Consider the following 14,938-nt stretch of genomic DNA (forward strand, 5'->3'; position numbering starts at 1 on the left):
GCGCGGCGCGCGCCCTAGCGTGGCATCCATGACCATTTCACTCGCTTACAGCCCCATCACCGTCGACGACGTCGACGCCGCGATCCCCTTCTACCGCGACGGCCTCGGTCTCGAGATCGTCAACGACGTCGCGTACGACGGCCACCGCTGGGTGTCGTTCGGATTCCCCGGACAGCCCGGCCTTTCGCTCGTCGTGTCCGACCCCACGGCGGGGCGCTCGCCCGACGACGGCGACCAGCTGCAGCGTCTCGTCGTGAAGGGCTCGGGCCCCGGCCCCTACGTCTTCGCGACCGACGACCTCGACGCGACCTTCGAACGCCTGCGCGCCTCCGGCGCCGAGGTGCTGCAGGAGCCCATCGAGCAGGCCTGGGGCCCGCGGGATGCCGCCTTCCGCGACCCCGCCGGCAACCACATCCGGCTCAACCAGGCCTGACCAGGCACCGCACGATGTGCCTGCCATGGATGGTGCCCGCTCGCGACCAGGCCCGGGCTTCGGGCGCGGGTGAGGCGGTGCCGGTCGGAGCCGGGGCCTCGGTCGCGGTCTCGGCCGGCGAGCCGGCGCCGGTCGGCGCCGAAGCCCCCGTGCTGGTCGGGCCGGTAGCCTGGAGCGAGTGAGCGACTCCAGGGACTTCCACAAGCCGGTCAAGCGTCCTGCGGAGCTCTTCGACCGGCTGTTCGCGGCGGACGATCCCGCCGAGGTCTCGCGTGTCGCGCATTCGACGGCCCAGGCGCTCCTGACACGCGTACGCGAGAACCCGGACGGCGAGGTCGTCGACCGTCTCGTGGCGTTCACCGACCGGCACGGGATCGACGACATCGCCGAGCTGTGGTCGCGCTCGCCGGCCAAGACCCTGCCCGGTGCGCTGTGGCGGCTGTATCTGCTGCAGCTCATGATCCACGACGATCCGCAGACGGCGGCGCTGCTCTACGAGCGGGGGCGCACCGAGCTGGAGTCGGCGGATCCCGTCGTCGCCGGAGCTCCCGTCCCGGCCGGACCCGACGAGCTCGTGACGCTCGTCGACACGATCCTGCGCGGCTTGTTCGAGGGCGACTTCGCCGTCGCCCTCGACCGCGCGGCGGCGTTCTGCCGGGTGCAGGCGTCGGGCGCGACGCATCTCGCCGATGACTACGAGCGCAGCGAGACCGAGCGCGCGTCGGCGTTCACAACGCGGGCGCTGCGGCTCTCGGACTATGCAGCCGATCTCGCCGCCTGCGCGGCGCTGTGGCGCCGCGACGCCCTGACCTGAACTCCGACGGGTGCGCCCGGAATACTCTCGGCCCAGGGTCCGTTAGACTGTGATGGCCGGGCCGCAGTAACCCCGGGCTCCATCTTCTGCCGCTGCGAGCGGCCTTGCGCCGAGAGGCGTTCTGCGGCCCGGCAACTTCTTTCTCTAGGCTCGGATCATGGCTTGGCGATACGCCCTCATGATCGATCCCGCGGCATCCGACGATCCCCGCACCGACTTCTCCGAGACGTTCACCGTCATCGACCCGGCGACCCCCGCGCTGAGCGTGGGCGAGCTCAGCACGCAGCGCGGCGACGGGATCTTCGAATCGATCGGCGTCGTCGACGGGCATCCGCAGGAGGTCGAGCCGCACCTCGCCCGGCTCGCCCACTCCGCGCAGCTGTGCGACCTTCCCGCGCCGCACGCCGAGCAGTGGCGCCAGGCGATCGCCCGGGCGCTGGCCGAGGGCCCGGCCGAGGGGGAGGGGGTCATCAAGCTCATCCTGAGCCGCGGCGTCGAGCACGGTCCCGCGCCCACGGCATGGGTCACGGCGGCGCAGGCGGCCGACAACACGGCGGCCCGCACCCGCGGCATCCGCGTGGTCACGCTCGACCGGGGCTACGACAGCGGTGCGCCCGCACGCGCCCCCTGGCTGCTGCTCGGCGCCAAGACCCTGTCGTACGCCGTCAACATGGCGGCGATCCGCGAGGCGAAGCGCCGCGGCGCCGACGACGCGATCTTCGTCTCGTCCGACGGCGTCGTGCTCGAGGCCCCGACGGCATCCGTCGTGCTCCGCTTCGGAGACCGGTTCGTCACGCCCGAGCCGACCGGCGCGATCCTTCAGGGGACGACGCAGGTGAGCCTCTTCGACCACCTCCGCGCGGAGGGCCGCGACGTCGCGTACGAGGCCATCCCGGCCGCCGACCTGGTGAAGGCCGACGCCGTGTGGCTCCTGTCGAGCGTGCGTCTCGCCGCGCCCGTGACCGCCATCGACGGCGCGGAGATCGTCGTCGACGCCGCCCTGACGGCATCCTTCAACGACTACCTGCTGAGCCCCCGCGACTGACCCTCCCTCCGCCGTGCACAACCGCGGGGATTTCGCGGGGCGCGCCGACTGACCGCGGCGCGTCGGTCGATTCCCCCGCAGCTGTGCACGGGACCGCGGGCATGGATGCCGCGACAGGGTGTGTCCGGCGGTGTGCACAGCTGCGGGGATTCTGCGGGGCGCGCCGACTGACCGCGGCGCGTCGGTCGATTCCCCCGCAGCTGTGCACGGGACCGCGGGCATGGATGCCGCGACAGGGTGTGTCCGGCGGTGTGCACAGCTGCGGGGATTCTGCGGGGCGCGCCGACTGACCGCGGCGCGTCGGACGATTCCCCCGCAGCTGTGCACGGGACGGGGATCAACGCAAGGTGATGAGGGTGGCCAGGATGGCGCGCTCGACGAGGTCCCAGTCGTGCACGATCATCGCGTAGTCGAACCTGAGGCTCGAATACCCCCACATCGCGGCGTTGGCGTCGCGTACGAGATCCCGATGCCGGTGACTCTCGCCGTCGTGGTTGCCGTCGCCGTCGGCTTCGATGATCAGCTGGTCGCCGATCAGCAGGTCGACGCGCCCGGTCGACGGGATCGACACCTGAGTGCGAACCCGCAGGCCGTGCCGCCGCAGCCGCCAGCGGAGTAGGGATTCGAGGCCGCTGTCCGCATCCCATCGCACCAGATCGAGCGCTCGGCGCGCGTCGCGATTCGTATTCTCCCGGAGCCAATCAAGGTCTTGAGCGGTGAGCAGGCCCCTGCGCAGCGCCGACTCGACGCAGACGAAGAACTCCTCGATCCCGAAGCAGAGCAGGACCTGATGGAGCACACGGGTGACGGGTGGAATCCCGAATGCCAGACCCGTGGGGCCGTCGTCCCAGTGTGCGACGCATCCACATTCCGGATCCTCACCGTGCGGGCGAGCGTGGCCGTCGCCGCGGAGCCAGACGTGCACGGCGGTGTCATCTGCGAGCACCCACAATCCCAGGTGCCGCGCCGCGGAGAGACACGCCAGCGAACCGCCGTGCGAGGCCGCGGTTCGCGCAGCGTCGCATGCGTCAGGCGTTGAATAGACCCCGCGGTAGACACGCGTCAGCGCGCCCGAACGGACGGCGGCGTCGATCCAGCGCCGGCTGCGGCCTTGCTTCCTCAGCTCGCGGAATTCGTGGACCTCTGACCCGCTGCACACTCGCCCATCGTCGGTGCGCGCTCATCCGCTGCAGCCCCGGGAAGGGGCATCCGTGGAATCATCCGGCCGGAGTCCGTCGGGGGAGGAGACCGCTCGTGCACAACCGCGGGGATTGGTCGCGGCGCGCTGCCGCGGCCCGGTGCGTCGGGTGAAATCCCCGCAGCTGTGCCCCGGGGAGGTGGGGGAGGGATGCCGCGGCCCGCAGGCCGACGGCTGGTGCACAACCGCGGGGATGGTGCGCGACGCGCCGCTGCGGCGCGGCGCGTCGGGCGAAATCCCCGCAGCTGTGCCCCGGGAGGTGGGGATGCCGCGACCCTGGCGTGCGCAGGCCGACGGCCGGTGCACAACCGCGGGGATGTTGCGCGACGCGCCGCTGCGGCGCGGCGCGTCGGGCGAAATCCCCGCAGCTGTGCCCCGGGAGGTGGGGATGCCGCGACCCTGGCGTGCGCAGGCCGACGGCCGGTGCACAACCGCGGGGATTGTGCGCGGCGCGCCGCCGCGGCCCGGCGCGTCGGAGAAAATCTCCGCAGCTGTGCCCCGGGACAGCCCGGCTGGAACGCGAACGGCCCGCCGCGATGCGCGGCGGGCCGAACACACGAACGAAGGGGCTTACCCGAAGCGCCCGGAGACGTAATCCTCCGTGGCCTGCACGGACGGCGCCGTGAAGATCGTCGGGGTGTCGGCGTACTCGATGAGCTTGCCGGGCTTGCCCGTGCCGGCGATGTTGAAGAACGCCGTCTTGTCGCTCACCCGCGAGGCCTGCTGCATGTTGTGCGTCACGATGACGATCGTGTACTCGTTCTTGAGCTCGTCGATGAGGTCTTCGATCGCGAGCGTCGAGATGGGGTCGAGTGCCGAGCAGGGCTCGTCCATGAGGAGCACGTCCGGCGACACGGCGATCGCGCGCGCGATGCACAGACGCTGCTGCTGACCGCCCGAGAGGCCGGCGCCGGGCTTGTCGAGGCGGTCCTTGACCTCGTTCCAGAGGTTCGCGCCGCGCAGCGACTTCTCGACCAGCGCGTCGGCGTCGGACTTCGAGATCCGCTTGTTGTTGAGCTTGACGCCCGCGAGCACGTTCTCCTTGATCGACATCGTGGGGAACGGGTTGGGGCGCTGGAACACCATGCCCACCTGGCGGCGCACGAGCACGGGGTCGACGCCCGGGGCGTAGAGGTTCTCGCCGTCGACGTAGACCTCGCCCTTGACGCGAGCGCCGGGGATGACTTCGTGCATGCGGTTGAGGGTGCGCAGGAACGTGGACTTGCCGCAGCCGGAGGGGCCGATGAAGGCGGTGACGGATCGGGGGGCGATCTCCATCGACACGCCTTCCACAGCGAGGAAGTCGCCGTAGTAGACGTTCAGGTCGTTGACGTCGATGCTCTTGGACACGGGAGGTGCCTTTCTAGCGGGTCTTCGGTGCGAAGACGGTCGCGATGATTCGGGCGATGAAGTTGAAGATCACGATGAGGATGACGAGCAGCAGCGCCGCGCCCCACGCCTGGGCCTGCGAGGCGGCGATGTCGGTCGTCGGGAAGCTGTAGTTCGTGTACGCCATGACGGCGAGCGTCTGCATCGGACCCTCGAAGGGGTTGAGGTTGAGCGCGTCGGTGTAGCTCGCCGCGATGAAGATCGGGGCGGTCTCGCCGACGATGCGCGCGATGGCCAGGACGACGCCGGTCACGATGCCGCTCGCCGCCGTGCGCAGCACGATCCGGATGATGGTGCGCGACCGCGGCACGCCGAGCGCGAACGAGGCCTCGCGCAGCTCGTTGGGCACGAGGCGCAGCATCTCCTCCGTCGAGCGCACGACGATCGGGATCATGAGCACGCACAGGGCGATGGATGCCGAGAACCCGCTGAACGCCTTGGGCCCGACGATGATCGAGAACAGCGAGAACGCGAACAGACCCGCGACGATCGACGGGATGCCCGTCATGACGTCGACGAGGAACGTGATGGCACGGCGGAGCGGGTTGTTCGGCTGCGCGTACTCGACGAGGTAGACGGCCGTCATGATTCCGATCGGCACCGAGATGAGCGTCGCGATGCCCGTGATGATGAGCGTGCCGACGATCGCCTGCAGGGCGCCCGGCTGGTAGGTGACCTCGAGCGTCTCGGGGTTGAACGCCGTGCCGCCGACGCTCGTGATGAACTGCCAGTTCACGACGGCCGCGCCCTGCACGATGACGGTGACGAGCGCCGAGACGAGCGGCACGACGGCGAGCACGAAGGCGCAGATGACGAGGCCGCGCACGACGCGGTCCATCGCCTTGCGCCGGTTCTCGACGATCGACGACGCGACCGCGATGACGATCAGGTACAGGACGGCCGTGAGGAACAGCCACACGCCGACCGGGAAGCTCTGCGTGAGGAGGAAGATGACGGCGGCCACGAGCGCAGCGGCGCCGAGGGCGAAGGCGGGCTCGACGAAGCGCGGCAGCCGGCCGCTCACGAGCGACGAGGACGGGGACTTGGCCATGGTGGTCTCGGGGGTGCGCACGCGCTGGGTGCTGGTCACGCTGCCTTTCCTTCCCTGCGACGCTTCGGCTTTCGGGTCGCCGAGGAGCCGGAGCGCCCGACGATCCACCGGGCGATCATGTTCACGCCGAACGAGATGACGAAGAGCATGAGGCCCGTGCCGATGAGGGCGGAGCGCTGCATGTCGTCGGAGATCGGGAAGTTCAGGGCGATGTTCGCCGCGATCGTCTGCGAGTTGTAGCCGTCGGTGAGGAGCTTGACGGAGTAGATGATCGAGGGCGAGATGATGAGGGCGATGGCCATCGTCTCGCCGAGGGCGCGGCCGAGGCCGAGGAGCGTCGCCGACACCATGCCGCTTCGTGCGTAGGGCAGAACGGCGAGGCGGATCATCTCCCAGCGCGTCGCGCCGAGCGCGAGGGCGGCTTCCTCGTTGAGGCGCGGCGTCTGAAGAAAGATCTCACGCGTGATCGAGGTGACGATCGGAAGGATCATGATGGCCAGCACGACGCCACCCGCGAGCATCGTCGAACCCGTCGAGGAGACGGGGCCCGAGAAGAGCGGGATCCAGCCGAAGTACTGGTTGAGGAAGTCCGACAGGGGGAGCAGGAGAGGGCGGATCACGATGATGCCCCAGAGGCCGAAGACGATCGACGGCACGGCGGCGAGGAGATCGATGACGTACCCGAGCGCGCTCGCGAGGCGCCGGGGCGCATAGTGCGAGATGAACAGCGCGACGCCGATCGCGACCGGGGTGCCGAGGACCATCGCGATGAGCGCGGCCCAGATGCTGCCCCACAGGAGCGGGCCGACGTACTCCCAGAAGCTCGTCCACGGCACCTGCGCGGGGTTCTGGATGGCGCTGAGCGACGTGTTGTCGGCCCAGTTCGCCGTGATGGCGGGGATGCCGCGGATGATGAGGAAGATCGCGACGCCGGCGAGGATCACGAGGATCGAGACCGCGGAGGCGGTCGACAGGCCGAGGAAGACGGAGTCTCCGGCCCGGCGCTTTGTGCGCTTCTTGGTCGTCGGCGGCGTCGGGGCCGCTGTCGCGCTGGTCATTTGCGTTCCTCGGGGTTTCGCATCGGCACGGATTCCTCACTCGGGCGATGAGACATGGGCGGGATGCTGGTGCAGTTGTCGCGGCTCGGCTCGGAACCGCGGGTGGGCCGACGTGTCGTGGGCCCGGGACTGCCCCGCCCGAGGAGCGTCCTCGAGCGGGGCAGACCGGATGCGGGGCGGTGGCCCTATGGAGTTACTTGATCGACGCGAGGGTCTCCTGCGCCTGCTCGAGGATCGAGCTGGGCAGGGCGGCCGAACCGGCGTTCTTCACGGCGACCTCCTGGCCGATCGTGCTCGTCACGAAGCCGAGGTAGTTGGTCGCGAGCTTCGCCTGCGCCGCGTCCTTGAACGTCGTGCAGAGCACGGCGTACGAGACCAGCGGGATCGGGTAGGTGTCAGGCGTCAGCTTCGAGTAGTCGAAGCTCTGCGACAGGTCGCCCGTGACGCCGTTGGGGGCGGGGACGGCCGCGGCCTCGAAGGTCGCCGAGACGGCCTCGGGGCTGAAGGCGATCGCGGTGCCGTCCTGGATGATCTCGGCGGCGTTGAGCGTGCCGATGGCCGAGTGGTCGGCGTAGCCGATCGTGCCGGCGCCTGCCTGGACGGTCTGGACGACGCCCGAGCCGCCCTTCTGCTTCGACACGTTGCCCTGGACAGGCCAGTCCTTGCCGGCCGGGTAGGGCCAGTCAGCCGACTGCGTCGCGGCGAGGTAGTTCGTGAAGTTCTGGGTCGTGCCCGAACCGTCCGAACGCGCAACCGTCGTGATCGCGCCGGCGGGCAGCGCCGTGCCGTTGTCCTCGGTGATCGCGGGGTCCGACCAGTCGGTGATCTGCAGGTTGAAGATCTTCGCGATCGTCGGGCCGCTGAGCTTGAGGCTCGTGACACCCGGGATGTTGAAGATGATCGCGACACCGTCGAGGTAGACGGGGATGTTCACGCCGCCCTCGGTGCACAGCGCCGCGGACTGGGTCGTCTGGTCGGCGTTGAGGGGGGCGTCGGAGCCGGCGAAGTCGTACGCGCCGCTCAGGAAGTTGGTGACACCGCCGCCGGAGCCCTGCGACTTGTCGTAGTTGATCGTGACGCCCGCGACCTGGGCGTTGTATGCGGCCGTCCAGGCGGCCTGCGCGTTGGCCTGGGCGCTCGAGCCGCCGGCGGTGATCGTGCCCGTGAGGCTGGGGTCGACCTTGAAGGTGACCGCGGCGTCCGTGGGGGTCGGGGTCGAGCCGCTGGTGCTGCCGCCGCTGCTGGTGTCCGAGTTGGACGCGCAGCCGGCGAGGGCGAGAGCGGCGACCGCGACGACAGCGCCCACCTGGGCGATGCGAGAGATCTTCACTGTGTGATCCTCCGGGTTTCGGGATTGTCGAACCCGGTGCAGGGTTCTCCCTGACGGTAGACAGCGACTCTTAAGCAACGGCGCATCGAAGGTGAACGAGAGGTTAACGGGCCCCGGCTTCCATGTGCCCGAATGGAGCCGCCAACCGTCGCATCAGTAAGGTGTTTCGCATGTCCAAGACCACCAAGCCCGAGCGCAAGGCCTACGCAGCGCTGGAGGATGCCGCCGCCGCGGCCAAGTTCGCGAAGCAGGTGTCGAAGACCCTGCCGGGCAAGCCCGCCAAGAAGCTGCGCGAGGCGGCGGAGGACGCGAAGGACGCCTCGGACGTCTCGAAGAAGGCCGTCCGCAAGCACCCCAAGAGGGTCGCCAAGCGCGCCGACAAGGCCGCCGACCGTGCCCTGACGCTCACCGAGGTCGCCCTCGCGAAGGAGCAGAAGAAGGCCGCCGCCAAGGCCGAGAAGAAGGCGGCTGCGAAGGCTGCCGAGCGCAAGGCCGCCGAGAAGGCTGCGAAGAAGGCGGCCGACAAGGTCGCGAAGAAGGCCGCGAAACAGGCTGCGCGCGGGGACGATACGGTCGTCGTCATCGACGACGAGGTCTACGAGATCATCGAAGAGGCCCTCGAGGGATCCGCCGACGACCTCGAGCTCGTCGAGGCCGTCCTCGAGATCGAGCCCGACGACGAAGCCTCGGAGGAGGACTCCGTCGTCGTCGAGCCCGCGCCCGCCGCGAAGCCCGCTCGGCGCTCGCGCGCCAAGGCCGCGCCCGCCGAAGACCTCGACACGCTCACGGTCGCGGCCCTCCGCGACCGCGCACGGGCCGCCGGCAAGACCGGCTATTCGCGCCTGAGCAAGGCGCAGCTCGTCGAGCTGCTGTCCTGACGTGACCGTGGCGGTCGCGCAGGGCGCGCTTGATCGTACGTCGCAGGCACCGCCGCCTCGCACGCTCATCGACATCCTCCGCGACACCACGGCGCGGCACCCCGAGGCCTCGGCCATCGACGACGGGTCGGGGGCGCTCAGCTATCGCGAGCTCATGGCGCGCGTCGGCCGCACCGCGGCCCGCCTGCACGAGGCCGGAGTGCGGCGCGGGGACCGCGTCGGCGTCCGCGTCGCCTCCGGGTCGAAGGAGCTGTACCTCTCCATCCTCGGCGCCCTCGCCGTCGGTGCCGCGTACGTGCCGGTCGACGCCGACGATCCAGACGAGCGCGCACGGCTCGTCTTCGGCGAGGCGAAGGTCGTCGGCGTCATCTCGGGGGCGGGGGAGTACACCCCTGCCGCGCACGAGGGCGGGGGTGAGGCATCCAGCCCCCTCTTCCACGGCAGCGATCCGCATCCGTCGACGCACGCGCTCGAGGTCGTGCCGCCGCCGATGCTCGACGACGATGCGTGGATCATCTTCACGTCGGGATCGACCGGCGTCCCGAAGGGCGTCGCAGTGTCGCACCTGTCGGCCGCGGCGTTCGTCGACGCCGAGGCGCGGATCTTCCTGCAGGACGCCCCCATCGGCCCGGGCGACCGCGTCCTGGCGGGCCTCTCCGTCGCGTTCGACGCCTCGTGCGAGGAGATGTGGCTCGCGTGGCGGCACGGTGGATGCCTCGTCCCGGCGCCGCGGTCACTCGTGCGCTCCGGTGAAGACCTCGCGCCGTGGCTCATCCGCCAGTCGATCACCGTCGTGTCAACGGTGCCGACGCTGGCCGCGATGTGGCCCGCCGACGCGATCGAGAACGTGCGCCTGCTCATCTTCGGCGGGGAGGCGTGCCCGCCCGAGCTCGCCGCGCGCCTCGCGTCGGACGGCCGGGAGGTGTGGAACACCTACGGCCCGACGGAGGCGACGGTCGTCGCGTGCGCCGCGCCGCTCGACGGCTCGGTGCCGGTGCGCATCGGACTGCCCCTCGACGGCTGGTCGCTCGCGGTCGTCGACGCGGAGGGCGAGCGCGTGCCCGAGGGCGGCGTAGGCGAGCTCATCATCGGCGGGGTCGGTCTCGCACGCTACCTCGACGCCGCGAAGGACCTCGAGAAGTATGCGCCCATGCCGACGCTCGGCTGGGATCGCGCCTACCGCTCGGGCGACCTCGTGCGCTTCGAGAGCGAGGGGCTCGTCTTCCAGGGCCGCGCCGACGATCAGGTCAAGGTCGGCGGCCGGCGCATCGAGCTGGGCGAGGTCGAGTCGGCGCTGCAGGACCTCGACTCGGTCACCGCCGCGGCCGCCGCTGTACGGACGACCGAGGCGGGTGTGCCGGTGCTCGTCGGCTACCTCGTCGTGGAGGGCGAGTTCGACCGCGCCGCCGCGCGCGCCGAGCTCGCCGAAGTCCTGCCTGCGGCCGTCGTGCCGCTCCTCGCGGTCGTCGACGAGCTTCCCGTCCGCACGTCGGGCAAGGTCGACCGCAACGCGCTGCCGTGGCCGCTCCCCGGCGTCGAGCAGCCGATCGCGGGCCTCAGCCCCGCCGAGGCGTGGCTCGCCGAGCAGTGGCAGGCGGTGCTGGGACTGCCGGTGCCCGACCGCAAGGCCGACTTCTTCGACCTCGGCGGCGGGTCGCTCTCGGCCGCTCAGCTCGTCTCGCGCATCCGCGCCCGCGTGCCCGAGTTCTCGGTCGCCGACATCTACGACGTGCCGCGGCTCGGCGCCATGGCGAAGGCCCTCGGGCCCTTTCTGTCCGACGACGACGCGACGAACTTCCGCCGGCCCGAGCCGACGCCGCGCTCGACGCAGTGGACGCAGACGCTCGTCGCGGCGCCGCTGTTCATCCTCAGCGGCGTCCGCTGGCTGCTGTATCTCGTCACGGCCGGCACGATCCTCAACCTCTTCCCCGGCTTCGAGGCGCTGCCGTCGGCGCCGTGGTGGGTGCTCATCGTGGGCCTCCTCATCTTCGCGACGCCGTTCGGCCGCATGTCGATCGCCGCGGCATCCGCTCGGATCCTGCTCGCCGGGCTCCGCCCCGGTGACTACCCGCGCGGCGGCACCGTGCATCTGCGCCTGTGGCTCGCGGAGCAGATCGCCGACCAGATCGACGCCGTCGGCCTGGCCGGCGCGCCGTGGGTGACCTATTACGCCCGCGCACTGGGCGCCAAGATCGGCCGCGACGTCGACATGCACACCCTGCCGCCCATCACCGGGATGCTGGAGATCGGCGACGGCGCCTCGATCGAGCCCGAGGTCGACCTCGCCGGCTACTGGATCGACGGCGACCTCGTGCGCATCGGGCGTGTGCGGGTCGGCGCCGACGCGACCGTGGGGGCGCGCAGCACCCTCGCGCCCGGTACACGCATCGGGCAGCGCGCCTACATCGCCCCCGGCTCCGCCGTCTTCGGCCGGGTCCGCGCCGACCAGTCGTGGGCGGGGTCGCCCGCCGTGCGCGTGGGCGGCGTCGAGAGCGACTGGCCCGACACGCGGCCGCCGGTGCGCCACCGGTGGCTGTGGGCGTACGCGGCATCCGCTCTCGTGCTCGCCCTCCTGCCGATCGCCTCGTTCGCCGTGGGCGCCCTCGTGCTCGCGCAGGGCATGCAGGGCGCGCCGACACTCGGTACCGCGCTCGGCGCGGCCTTCGTCTGGCTCATCCCCGCGACGCTCACGGTCGGGCTCGTCTTCGCCCTCGCCGTCATCCTCCTGGTCCGCCTCCTGTCCATCGGGCTCAGGGAGGGCACGTATCCCGTGCGCAGCCGCATGGGCTGGCAGGCGTGGACGATCGAGCGCCTCCTCGACTCGGCGCGCACGATCCTCTTCCCGCTCTACTCGAGCCTCTTCACCCCCGTGTGGCTGCGCCTGCTCGGCGCCGAAGTGGGCAAGGACGTCGAGGCGTCGACGGTGCTGCTCATCCCCTCGATGACGAAGATCGAGGATGGCGCGTTCCTCGCCGACGACACGATGGTCGCCTCGTACGAGCTGCACGCGGGATGGCTTCGGCTCGGCGCCGTGCGCATCGGCAAGCGCGCGTTCCTCGGCAATTCGGGGATGGCCGCGCCGGGCCACCGCGTGCCGCGCGACGGCCTCGTCGCGGTGCTGTCGTCGGCGCCGGTCAAGGCCAAGGCGGGCTCTTCGTGGCTTGGCTCGCCGGCCGTGCGCCTGCGCCGCCAGTCGGCGACGGGCGACGAGAGCCGCACGTACGCCCCGCCACTGCGCCTGCGGCTCGCCCGCGCGCTGTGGGAGCTGTGCCGGATCATCCCCGTCTTCGTGACGTGCGGCCTCGGCGTGCTGGTGCTCTTCGCGTTCGCGGGACTCCTCTCCGTCACGGGACCCGTCTGGACCCTGCTCCTCTCGGGCATCGTCATGCTCGCCGCGGGCGCCGTTGCCGCCTTCGTCTCGGTGTTCGCCAAGTGGCTCTTCGTCGGCGTCATCCACGCCGGCGAGCAGCCGCTGTGGTCGAGCTTCGTGTGGCGCACGGAGGTGTCCGACACCTTCACGGAGATGGTCGCGGCACCGTGGTTCGCCCGCAGCGCGTCGGGAACGCCCGCGCTCGCGGTCTGGCTGCGCGCCCTCGGGGCGCGCATCGGGCGCGGCGTGTGGTGCGACAGCTACTGGCTGCCCGAGCCCGATCTCGTGACCCTCGGCGACGGATCGACCGTGAACCGCGGGTGCGTCGTGCAGACGCACCTGTTCCATGATCGGATCATGAGCATGGACACGGTCGAGCTCGAGGACGGCGCGACGCTCGGACCGCACAGCGTCATCCTGCCCGCCGCGGCCATCGGCGCCCACGCGACGGTCGGCCCGGCGTCGCTCGTCATGCGGGGCGAGAGCGTGCCGATCGGCTCGCGCTGGAGCGGCAACCCCATCGGACCCTGGCGCGCCGTCAAGGTGCGCGCCTATCAGACGACATCGTGAGGCGGCACGACGAGTACGCGCCGCAGAGCGGGGACCTCGGCTACGACGTCGAGTCGTACGACCTCGACCTCAGCTACCGCGTGCGCACGAACCGCCTCGAGGGGCGTGCCGTCATCATGGCGGTCGCGGCGGTGAGCACCCGCTCGATCTCGCTCGACCTCGTGGGCCTGCGCGCGACGCGCGCCCGCATCGACGGCGACCCCCGCACGACGATGCAGCCGGGTCCGCGCAAGCTGCGGGTGACCTCTCCGCGCATTCTCGAGGCGGGGGAGGCGTTCTCGATCGAGATCGTCTACGGCGGTGCGCCGGCGCCGCGCCGCTCGCGGTGGGGCCTGATCGGCTGGGAGGAGCTCGACGACGGCTCGCTCGTCGCGGGCCAGCCGATCGGCGGGCCGACGTGGTTCCCGTGCAACGACCGGCCCGACGACCGGGCGCGCTATCGCATCGCGGTGACGACCGACGACGGGTACCGCGTCGCCGCCACGGGCCTGACGGTGGGCGTCGAGCCCGCGCGCGGGCGCACGCGGTGGGAGTTCGCGACCGAGCTGCCCGTCGCGACGTACCTCGCCGCCGTGCACATCGGCCGCTACCGCGAGAGCGTCCTGGGCCGCGCGCGGCTCGTGCATCCTCCGGCCCTCACGCAGCGCGTGCTGCACGCGTTCCGTGACGTGCCGCGCATGCTGACGCTCTTCGAAGACGCCTTCGGCCCCTACCCGCAGGACCACTGCACGATCGTCGTCACGCGGGACGATCTCGAGATCCCGCTCGAGGCCCAGGGGCTCGCGGTGTTCGGCGCCAACCACCTCGAGCCCGCGTCGGAGCGCCTCATCGCGCACGAGCTCGCGCACCAGTGGTTCGGCAACAGCGTCGGCATCGCGCACTGGCGCGACATCTGGCTCAACGAGGGCTTCGCCTGCTATGCCGAGTGGCTGTGGTCGGAGGCCTCGGGCGGCGCGACGGCCGACGAACTCGCGCGCCGCCACCATGCGCGGCTGAAGCTGCTGCCGCAGGACCTCCTGCTCTCAGACCCCGGTCCCGATCGCATGTTCGACGACATCGTCTACAAGCGCGGCGCGCTCACGCTGCACGCCCTGCGCCTCGCGATCGGCGAGGAGGCGTTCTTCGCCGTCCTCCGTCGCTGGGTCGAGCATCACCGCCACGCCCTCGTCACGACCGACGACTTCGCGCACTGCGTCGAAGAGGTCACCGGCGACGCGCACACGGCACTGCTCACGTCGTGGCTGTACGCGAAGCCGCTGCCGCCACTCCCGCCGTCGTACTGATCCGTCGCACCGCGACGCTCACGAGCACGCCCTCCGGCCCGTCGGCGTCGAAGCCTTCGAAGGCGCCGCCGTCGGGCACCTCGGCGATCCAGCCCGCGGACGTCCCGCGCACGATGACGGAGGCCGGATCGACACGCAGTCCGCGTCCGTCGGCCTTGAGGGCCGCCTCGACCCTGGTCCAGGAGCGGAGGGATGCCTCGCCCGCCCCCAGGACGCCCTGCAGACCCGCGGCGTCCCGCTGCGGATGCGACTCGGGCTCGGCGTCGACGCCCACCCGCTCGAACTCCGAGGCGTCTGCGACCGCGACGACGGCGACGTCGCCGGCGTAGGAGACGCTCGCGACGGATGCCGCGCCCTCGATGCGCACGGGGCCGTGCGGGCCGCCGCAGCGCGGGCACGGGTTGGACAGGCGTGCGGTGTCGGGAAGAAGGGATGCAAGGAGCTCCCACGCGACGGTGCGGCGCGGCATCCCGTCCGGAATGACGCGCCACGCGAGCCGTACGGCCACGCTTCCGGCTC

12 protein-coding genes are annotated in these 14,938 nt (G+C 71.2%); 6 read left to right on the forward strand and 6 right to left on the reverse strand.

What is annotated here, in order from left to right; genetic code table 11:
• Nucleotides 1-28: 28 nt before the first annotated feature.
• From ACH3VR_RS03265 to ACH3VR_RS03275, 3 genes are all read left to right on the forward strand, one after another.
• Nucleotides 29-433, forward strand: coding sequence for a VOC family protein (locus ACH3VR_RS03265; protein WP_396639313.1), 405 nt, complete (start codon nt 29-31; stop codon nt 431-433).
• Between the two features lie 178 nt (nt 434-611).
• Nucleotides 612-1,247, forward strand: coding sequence for a DNA-directed RNA polymerase subunit beta (locus ACH3VR_RS03270; protein ID WP_396639314.1), 636 nt, complete (start codon nt 612-614; stop codon nt 1,245-1,247).
• A gap of 157 nt (nt 1,248-1,404) precedes the next feature.
• The gene (locus tag ACH3VR_RS03275) at nt 1,405-2,292 is read left to right on the forward strand and encodes an aminodeoxychorismate lyase (protein ID WP_396639315.1); all 888 of its coding nucleotides are present in this window, start codon (nt 1,405-1,407) and stop codon (nt 2,290-2,292) included.
• Between the two features lie 337 nt (nt 2,293-2,629).
• Here ACH3VR_RS03275 and ACH3VR_RS03280 read toward each other — a convergent pair whose 3' ends face one another.
• The 5 genes from ACH3VR_RS03280 to ACH3VR_RS03300 all read right to left on the reverse strand — a co-directional run bounded on the left by ACH3VR_RS03280 (nt 2,630) and on the right by ACH3VR_RS03300 (nt 8,318).
• On the reverse strand, nt 2,630-3,238 hold the full coding sequence (locus ACH3VR_RS03280; protein WP_396639316.1) for a DUF559 domain-containing protein: 609 nt from the start codon (nt 3,236-3,238) through the stop codon (nt 2,630-2,632).
• A gap of 822 nt (nt 3,239-4,060) precedes the next feature.
• Nucleotides 4,061-4,840, reverse strand: coding sequence for a phosphate ABC transporter ATP-binding protein PstB (pstB, locus tag ACH3VR_RS03285; protein WP_396639317.1), 780 nt, complete (start codon nt 4,838-4,840; stop codon nt 4,061-4,063).
• Between the two features lie 13 nt (nt 4,841-4,853).
• Nucleotides 4,854-5,930: a phosphate ABC transporter permease PstA gene (pstA, locus tag ACH3VR_RS03290; protein ID WP_396639650.1), complete on the reverse strand. Its 1,077-nt coding sequence runs from the start codon at nt 5,928-5,930 to the stop codon at nt 4,854-4,856.
• 35 nt (nt 5,931-5,965) lie between these two features.
• The gene (pstC, locus tag ACH3VR_RS03295) at nt 5,966-6,988 is read right to left on the reverse strand and encodes a phosphate ABC transporter permease subunit PstC (protein WP_396639318.1); all 1,023 of its coding nucleotides are present in this window, start codon (nt 6,986-6,988) and stop codon (nt 5,966-5,968) included.
• Nucleotides 6,989-7,181: 193 nt separating this feature from the next.
• Complete coding sequence (locus tag ACH3VR_RS03300; RefSeq protein WP_396639319.1) at nt 7,182-8,318, reverse strand: substrate-binding domain-containing protein; 1,137 nt, start codon at nt 8,316-8,318, stop codon at nt 7,182-7,184.
• A gap of 170 nt (nt 8,319-8,488) precedes the next feature.
• Here ACH3VR_RS03300 and ACH3VR_RS03305 point away from each other — a divergent pair, with 170 nt between their 5' ends.
• The 3 genes from ACH3VR_RS03305 to ACH3VR_RS03315 are packed head-to-tail and all read left to right on the forward strand — an operon-like array spanning nt 8,489 to nt 14,419.
• A complete protein-coding gene (locus tag ACH3VR_RS03305) occupies nt 8,489-9,196 on the forward strand; it encodes a hypothetical protein (RefSeq protein ID WP_396639320.1) in 708 nt (235 codons plus the stop codon).
• Nucleotide 9,197: 1 nt separating this feature from the next.
• Nucleotides 9,198-13,136, forward strand: a complete 3,939-nt coding sequence (locus ACH3VR_RS03310; RefSeq protein ID WP_396639321.1) for a Pls/PosA family non-ribosomal peptide synthetase — start codon at nt 9,198-9,200, stop codon at nt 13,134-13,136.
• Nucleotides 13,133-14,419, forward strand: a complete 1,287-nt coding sequence (locus ACH3VR_RS03315) for a M1 family metallopeptidase (RefSeq protein WP_396639322.1) — start codon at nt 13,133-13,135, stop codon at nt 14,417-14,419. The genes ACH3VR_RS03310 and ACH3VR_RS03315 overlap by 4 nt, the downstream gene beginning before the upstream one ends.
• Here ACH3VR_RS03315 and ACH3VR_RS03320 read toward each other — a convergent pair.
• Entirely contained in the window at nt 14,367-14,927 is a 561-nt protein-coding gene (locus ACH3VR_RS03320) for a 4'-phosphopantetheinyl transferase family protein (RefSeq protein WP_396639323.1), read from the reverse strand. The two genes, ACH3VR_RS03315 and ACH3VR_RS03320, sit on opposite strands and share 53 nt — an antisense overlap.
• Nucleotides 14,928-14,938: the final 11 nt, after the last annotated feature.

Origin of the sequence: Microbacterium alkaliflavum (genome assembly GCF_044325405.1) — a bacterium.
In the GTDB taxonomy this organism is placed as follows: domain Bacteria; phylum Actinomycetota; class Actinomycetes; order Actinomycetales; family Microbacteriaceae; genus Microbacterium; species Microbacterium alkaliflavum.